Origin of the sequence: Paenibacillus sp. 1-18, assembly GCF_000520755.1 — a bacterium.
Lineage (GTDB): Bacteria > Bacillota > Bacilli > Paenibacillales > Paenibacillaceae > Paenibacillus > Paenibacillus brasilensis.
This window is the reverse complement of sequence record NZ_ASSB01000061.1, coordinates 1-7008: the sequence shown is the minus strand read 5'-3', so window position 1 is coordinate 7008 and position 7008 is coordinate 1. Positions and strand designations below refer to the sequence as shown.

Annotated in this window: 7 protein-coding genes; 4 read left to right on the top strand and 3 right to left on the bottom strand. The window is 46.9% G+C overall.

Annotated features, from left to right (window positions below; genetic code table 11):
• The coding region (locus tag L693_RS0103805) for an ATP-binding cassette domain-containing protein (RefSeq protein ID WP_025716128.1) at positions 1-321 on the top strand (321 nt) is incomplete at its 5' end.
• A gap of 250 nt (positions 322-571) precedes the next feature.
• On the opposite strand, the gene L693_RS0103800 is transcribed toward L693_RS0103805, so the two are convergent.
• Complete coding sequence (locus tag L693_RS0103800) at positions 572-1024, bottom strand: DinB family protein (RefSeq protein WP_025716127.1); 453 nt, start codon at positions 1022-1024, stop codon at positions 572-574.
• Between the two features lie 258 nt (positions 1025-1282).
• Between L693_RS0103800 and L693_RS0103795 the strand changes: the two genes are divergently transcribed.
• Together L693_RS0103795 and L693_RS0103790 are read left to right on the top strand one after the other, a co-directional pair.
• Positions 1283-1597, top strand: a complete 315-nt coding sequence (locus L693_RS0103795; RefSeq protein ID WP_025716126.1) for a MazG nucleotide pyrophosphohydrolase domain-containing protein — start codon at positions 1283-1285, stop codon at positions 1595-1597.
• A gap of 11 nt (positions 1598-1608) precedes the next feature.
• The gene (locus L693_RS0103790) at positions 1609-2190 is read left to right on the top strand and encodes a TIGR00730 family Rossman fold protein (protein WP_025716125.1); all 582 of its coding nucleotides are present in this window, start codon (positions 1609-1611) and stop codon (positions 2188-2190) included.
• A 199-nt stretch (positions 2191-2389) separates the two neighbouring features.
• On the opposite strand, the gene L693_RS0103785 is transcribed toward L693_RS0103790, so the two are convergent.
• Positions 2390-3682: an MFS transporter gene (locus tag L693_RS0103785; protein WP_025716124.1), complete on the bottom strand. Its 1293-nt coding sequence runs from the start codon at positions 3680-3682 to the stop codon at positions 2390-2392.
• Between the two features lie 332 nt (positions 3683-4014).
• Positions 4015-4842, bottom strand: a complete 828-nt coding sequence (gene speE, locus L693_RS0103780) for a polyamine aminopropyltransferase (protein ID WP_025716123.1) — start codon at positions 4840-4842, stop codon at positions 4015-4017.
• A 320-nt stretch (positions 4843-5162) separates the two neighbouring features.
• Here speE and L693_RS0103775 point away from each other — a divergent pair.
• A partial coding sequence (locus L693_RS0103775) for a transglycosylase domain-containing protein (RefSeq protein WP_025716122.1) occupies positions 5163-7008 on the top strand: 1846 nt, incomplete at its 3' end.

The window sequence follows — 7008 nt, the reverse complement described above, 5'->3', positions numbered from 1 at the left end:
GGCGCCAGCCTGTCCCAAGGACAAAAGCAACTGCTCACCATTGCGCGGGTGATCCTGGTTGATCCGCCTATGCTTATACTGGATGAAGCGACCAGTAGCATAGACACCCTGACAGAGGCGCGTATTCAAAAAGCATTTATGAAAATGATTGATGGACGAACCAGCTTTGTGATCGCCCATCGGCTATCGACCATTCGTGAAGCGGATCTGATTTTATACATGAAAAACGGCGATGTCGTCGAAAGCGGAACCCATGAAGAGCTGCTTGCAAGCGGTGGCCACTATGCCTCGCTCTATAATAGCCAGTTTACTACGGCCTAGCAGGCGTACAGGATACGGCCACAGGTGAACTTAAACCCTAACAAACCGTTCCTCACCTGATCCATTCCACATCCTGCCCAATATCTGAACAACAAAAAAGGGAGCCATAATAAGTTTGGCTCCTTTTTTGAAGTACCTCGATTTTTCACATAGATTGTTGCTTTCTTGATCATAATTTTAAATGGTTGATATAGTAGGGTTTAAGTAAGATTTTAACAAAGTCAATATCAATCTCATATCTTAGGACGGTCTATTCCCATCTCATATAGTCTAACAACTGACCTGTGTGGACAGATTCGTGGTAAGCAATACGTAATAACATACCCCCAAGTGTTTTAACATAACCACCTGTATCAGAAAGGTCTATTTCTATATTTTCTAAGTCGCCTATACTAATTGTTTTAACGTATTTAAAGAATTCCTCATGATAAGGCTGTGCAAATTCAAGTTCATCATCTACTGATACGAATTCTTTTGCTTCAAAGGGATTGAACAAATTAGATAGTGCTTTACTCCCCCTCCCTAGAAGAACTTGGTGAAAAAGAAACTCACCTTGTAATAAATGTCTGATCATCTCAGCACAAGTAAGAGCATCTTTATCAGGCTTCCAATTTAACATTTCTTCGGGTATAGCTCTCCATACTTTTACACTTCTACATCTAAATTCTTCAAAATTTAAAATTATTAAATCAACTGAATTCATCAAAGGTTCACCCCTTTTCTTCTATTCATAGAAAATCATCAAAGTTATTTCAACAAGAATATGCTCTTATTTATTACGCAAAAACAACAAAGTTTACGAAAACAGCCTAGATAAAACAAATAGAGACCGCGATAACAGCGGTTTGAAAAATACCCTTTCATATTATATAATAAAAACAGGAACAAATGTTTCTGTTTTGTTGTTGAGATTTTGTGTATAGTTCACACCTACACATCGGTTTATGTTGGGAGGCTGGATATGGATATTAATGAATTTCAACAGTGGGTAAAGCAATATTACCATAAGAGAAACTGGTCTGATTTGGATATATTCGTCCGAATTGGCTTTCTGGCGGAAGAAACCGGAGAGGTTGCGAGAGCCATTCGCGCCTTGGAAATCGGCAGAGACCGGCCTGATGAGATCGAAGGTTCATTCGAGGATAACAAGGAACATTTAACTGAAGAACTTGGAGACGTACTGGGTAATCTCATCGTGATCGCCAACAAGTATGACATCACCTTGGAGGACATATTTCGGACACACCAGCAAAAACTTGCAAAGAGATATTCATAAGGGGGTCTAACATGAAAAACATTGCTGTTTTCTGCGGTTCCAGTGATGGGGCGTCTACGATTTATCGAGAGCATGCTATTGCTCTGGGGAAGGCACTTGCCGAACAAGAGATAAGCTTGGTTTATGGAGGAGCAAGCGTTGGTTTAATGGGTGCAGTAGCTGACGCGGTACTTCATGCAGGAGGTCACGTCATTGGCGTGCTCCCTCACTTTTTGCAAAGCCGTGAAATTGCACATACTAGCCTGAGCGAACTAATCATTGTCGATTCCATGCATGAACGAAAATCTAAAATGGCAGAGATTGCGGACGGGTTTATTGCTTTACCAGGTGGCCCAGGTACAATGGAAGAATATTTTGAAATTTTCACATGGGCACAGCTAGGCTTGCATGAAAAGCCATGTGGTCTTTTAAACATTAACCATTATTACGATCCCCTTATTTCTTTGTTTAATCGTATGGCCGAGGAGCAATTTATGCAGGAAAAATATCGTGCGATGGTAATTACAGATACTACTCCGCAAGGAATCCTACGGCAATTTACCAATTACACTCCTCCTGCCGTCAAAACATTTATCACGAGCAAACGGATCTAATATTATAATGGTACATATCGCTTAACAGCATACTGTTTAAAATGATATGTAAGGAACACCACCGTCAACATTCTTCCAGTGGTGTTCCTTTGAAATTGAGGAAATTATGTTTTTATTCTCCCTATCGTCACGTCCACTTTTACACCTGCAATTAATTATGTAGTCATCCACGATGTCACGCCTAATGAGAACGCCAATTTTAAATGCCAGCCCCCGTAGCGGTCGGATGGCCAATTTGCTCACTGTCTTGAAAATCACGTCGATAGAACCAGCCGATCAAGACAGCAATGGTCGTCATAGCCGCAGCCAGCAAATACACCTGCACCATACCGAAACGGTCTGCATACCAGCCCAGGAATAACAAGGACAGGCCAAAAGCGAGATTCGTAAGCACATCAATACCCGCCATTACTTTGGGGAGCTGAGCCGCCGGCGCGCTCGTTTGCAGCAAGGTGCGGCGAATAATTCCGGCCATTTGAACGGGTATACCCGATATTGCAAAAAGAACCAGTGCAGCGACTGGGATTGTATTGAGCGCGAACACAACGGTAATCAGTACATATACCATTAAAGCCCCCAGCATATACAGAAAGCTGTTCTTTTGCAGCCGTTTCACCAAACCAACGACGAGAAGCCCGCCTAAAATCATGCCCGAAAAAAAGGAGGCATTCATAAAGCCCCACCAGCTCTCATCTTGATGCAGCACTTGAGTCACATATGCCAGGATGAACACGCCAACCCACGAGGTTCCTCCAATGGTATCCACACTATCCACGATCATGAGAGAACGGATGCGGCGATTATGCCAAATGATCTTCCACCCTTCTCCAAGCTCCTTCCAGTATGCCCCCTTCTTCTTCTCTTTGACCAACCCAGCTTCATTCGAAGAAGGATCAGACGATTCAGAACGTACTTCCTCTTGAGCCAGTGGATCACGGATGAAGGACGTGACGATAGCGGCCACGAGATAGCAACACGATGCGACCACCAGCGTATTCAACGAGCCTAGCCAGACAATGACAATACCGCTTAATGCCCAGCCTGCGCATTTAACTACTTGATCACTGACCGACACCATACCGTTCGCGCGCATGAGTCCTTCACCCGTAGCCAGACGAGGTACCAGCGCATTACGAGCAGGATTGGTCCATCCATCCAGAAAAGACATGCCGAATACCATAATAAAAATAAAGAAAAATGACTTCTGCCCAGGCGTATTCCACAGGTACAACAATAACAGCGTGAAAATCACAAACTGCCCTAGCTGGGAAAACAACAGAACCCGATTCAACCGGAAGCGACTGAGAATAATCGGTGCCACTAACCCGCTAAGAACCTGCGAAGACAAACGAAACAACGGGATCAAAATGGTCGTCATTAATGAATCACTTGAAGTAAACACCAATACCACGATACTCAGCAGATAAATAATATCCGCCACATTGGAAACCGTCTGAGACCCCCACAGGTAATAAAAAGAGCGTCTGATCAAAAAAATCCCCCCCTCTTTGGTACATCGTCAATTTATGTATTTCCATAACCAAACCTCCCCCTGTTGATATTACAATTCTGTCAAATGTCTGGTTTTCTGTATATTCTACGCATACCCTTAAATTTCCTTCTTTTATTTTTATAGGAAATTCAGTGTCCAGTATGCTTTCATGCCTGTTTTCAATGTTATCCACAACACAAAAAAAGCGTCTACAGCGCTCTTTTTCACCCAAAAACAGGCGATAAAGAACACTGCGACGCTTCTTAAAAGTTACATTTATTTTATGTCATAACACCTTATACTGGGATGTATATCCCGCTCGTTTTACTTCCTTACTTCGTTAAATCCTCCACAAATTTAGGCAATACAAACGCCGCTTTGTGTAAACGTGGACTGTAATACCGAGTATCCATCTCCGGAATTTGAGCCTCGTCCACTTCGAGCGGGTCATACTTCTTGCTGCCAAGCGTGAACGTCCAGAGACCGCTCGGATAGGTCGGAATGTTCGCTCCGTACACACGCACAATCGGGAAAATTTCCTTTACATCTTTGTTAACCTTCTGAATCAAATCAGCCTTGAACCAAGGGTTATCCGTCTGCGCCACAAAAATGCCATCTTCCTTCAGCGCTTCAAAAATGCCTTGGTAAAATCCGCGCTCAAACAGCGGCGCTGCCGGACCGACCGGCTCCGTCGAATCGACCATGATCACGTCGTATTCATTTTTATGTTCGATAATGTGCATGTAGCCGTCATTGACCAGAACTTCCACATTAGGCTCGTCCAGCTTCCCGGCGATCTCAGGTAAATATTTTTTGGAATATTCGATCACCTTGCCATCAATCTCAACCAGCACAGCCTTTTCCACCTCAGGATGCTTGATCACCTCACGAATAACGCCGCCATCGCCGCCGCCCACAACCAGAACCTTTTTGGGATTCGGGTGGGTATTCAGAGCGGGGTGTGCTACCATTTCGTGATAAACGAATTCATCCTTCACGGTGGTCATCACCATGCCATCCAGTACGAGCATATTGCCGAATTCCTCTGTCTCGATCATCGCAAGATCCTGAAACTCCGTTTTCTCAGAGACATACGTTTGTTTGATTTTTGCTGTAATGCCGAAAGAGGGAGTTTGCTTCTCCGTAAACCACAAGTCCATCATTCCAACCTTCTTTCCGATCAAAGTATGTGTCCGGCAATCCTTGTATCGCCCAGGTTGCACTCTTATCATTCCAGTCGCGCCAGCATAAATGTTGGATTTCCTTATATATGCAACACGCAAACGCCAAGTTTGCTATATTTATTGTACCAAACACGCTATGCTTTCACACTTTTTGCATTATAAAGGATACCTGGATAGACTGCAAAAGCAACTTTCAGGTTTCAGCATGTTTAAAACAGATACGTATACGCATCTGATGAATAGACGCTTTCGGATTGACTATACTGAGAACATCAACCATGGAAGGAGGTGGCAGGATGGCCGCTACAACCAGGCAATTCCCCAAACGCAAGCCGCTCTGGCTTCGATGGTTCCGGGGACTACTGTCGCTTACCATTCTGACGGTCATCGCCGCCTGCATTCTGCTCGCCTATTTATATACTACCAGTCTCCCCCTCGCGGATACGGACCGGAATTCACGTCTGCTGGATAGCCAGGGTCAAGTCATTGCCACCTTCTCTTCGGGAGGCAAGGAATCCATGCCTGTCCAGCTGGATCAAATTTCACCCGATCTGATTGCAGCTACACTGGCTGTGGAAGACCGAAAGTTTTACGATCATTTCGGCTTTGATTTCAAGGGCCTGGGCAGGGCTGTGCTTGTCAATCTGACCCATTGGGATATGTCGCAAGGAGCCAGCACGCTGACTCAGCAGCTAGCACGCAATCTGTACCTATCTCATGAAAAAACGTGGACACGCAAGGCCAAGGAAGCCATCTATACCGCGCAGCTGGAAATGAAGTACACCAAGAACGAGCTGCTGCAAATGTATTTAAACGAAATCTATTATGGTCATGGTGCTTACGGCATTGAAGCGGCTTCGCAGATGTATTTCGGTAAATCGGCAAAAGATCTGGATTTGGCTGAAAGCGCCCTGCTGGCAGGTATTCCGAAGGGACCAACCTATTATTCGCCGTATAATCATATGAAAAACGCAAAGGATCGGCAAAAAATTGTGTTGGATTCCATGGCGCTCACCGGCAAAATTACTCCAGCCCAAGCCACCAAGGCCTATGGGGAAATGCTCGCCCTGCGGCCTGAGAGCCAGCGCCGGACGATAGAAGCCGCTCCCTGGTTCCGCGATTATGTCCGCCAACTTGCAACGAATCAGCTGGGAATTAGCGAAGGCGTGCTGGAGCATGGCGGCCTGAGCATTTATACCACGCTGGACATGCACATGCAGCAAGCAGCCGAGGCGGCTGTTAATGAGGGGATGAAGGACAGCAACGGATTGGAAACGGCGTTAATCTCCATGGACCCGCGCAACGGGCATGTGAAGGCCATGGTCGGCGGGACCAACTATGTCGGCAATCAGTACAATCATGCGCTTGCCACGACCCGGCAGCCCGGCTCGTCCTTTAAGCCGATTATGTATCTGAGCGCACTGGACTCCGGCGAATTGACGAGTACGTCCAAGTTCGAAAGCCGACCAACGTTGTTTCATTACGATAACAACCGCAAAACCTACAAGCCCAAAAATTTCGGAGACAAATATTTGGGCGAAATTGATCTGCGGCGTGCGATTGCAGCGTCCGATAATATTTATGCGGTGAGCACCATTTTGAAGGTGGGGACCGACAAGGTCATGGACCTCGCCCGCAAAATGGGCATTACGAGCGAGCTGAAGCCTGTGCCTTCCCTCGCGCTGGGCGTATCGCCTGTCAGCCCGTTCGAGATGGCCTCAGCCTTCTCGGTCATCGGCAGCGGCGGACAGAAGGTCGCTCCGGTGGCGGTGCTGCGCATCACCGACGCGGCCGGGCGGTCGCTCTACGAAGCACCGCAGGCCGCTCCGGTGCAAGTAGTGAAGCCCGCCTCCGCCTACGTCCTCACGCGCCTTATGGAAGGCGTGTTCGAGGAAGGCGGTACCGGCAACCGGGTCGCAAAGCTGATCAAGCGCCCGGTTGCCGGCAAGAGCGGCACGACCAACACCGATGCCTGGATGGTCGGCTTCACACCCGAGCTGTCCACCGCTGTCTGGGTCGGCTATGACAAGGGCAAGGCCATCAGCACGCAGGATGCCAGGCGAGCGGCACCGATTTTCGCGCAATATACGGAAAAAGCGCTGGAGAATGTGCCGCCCAAAATCTTCCCCATCCCTGACGGCG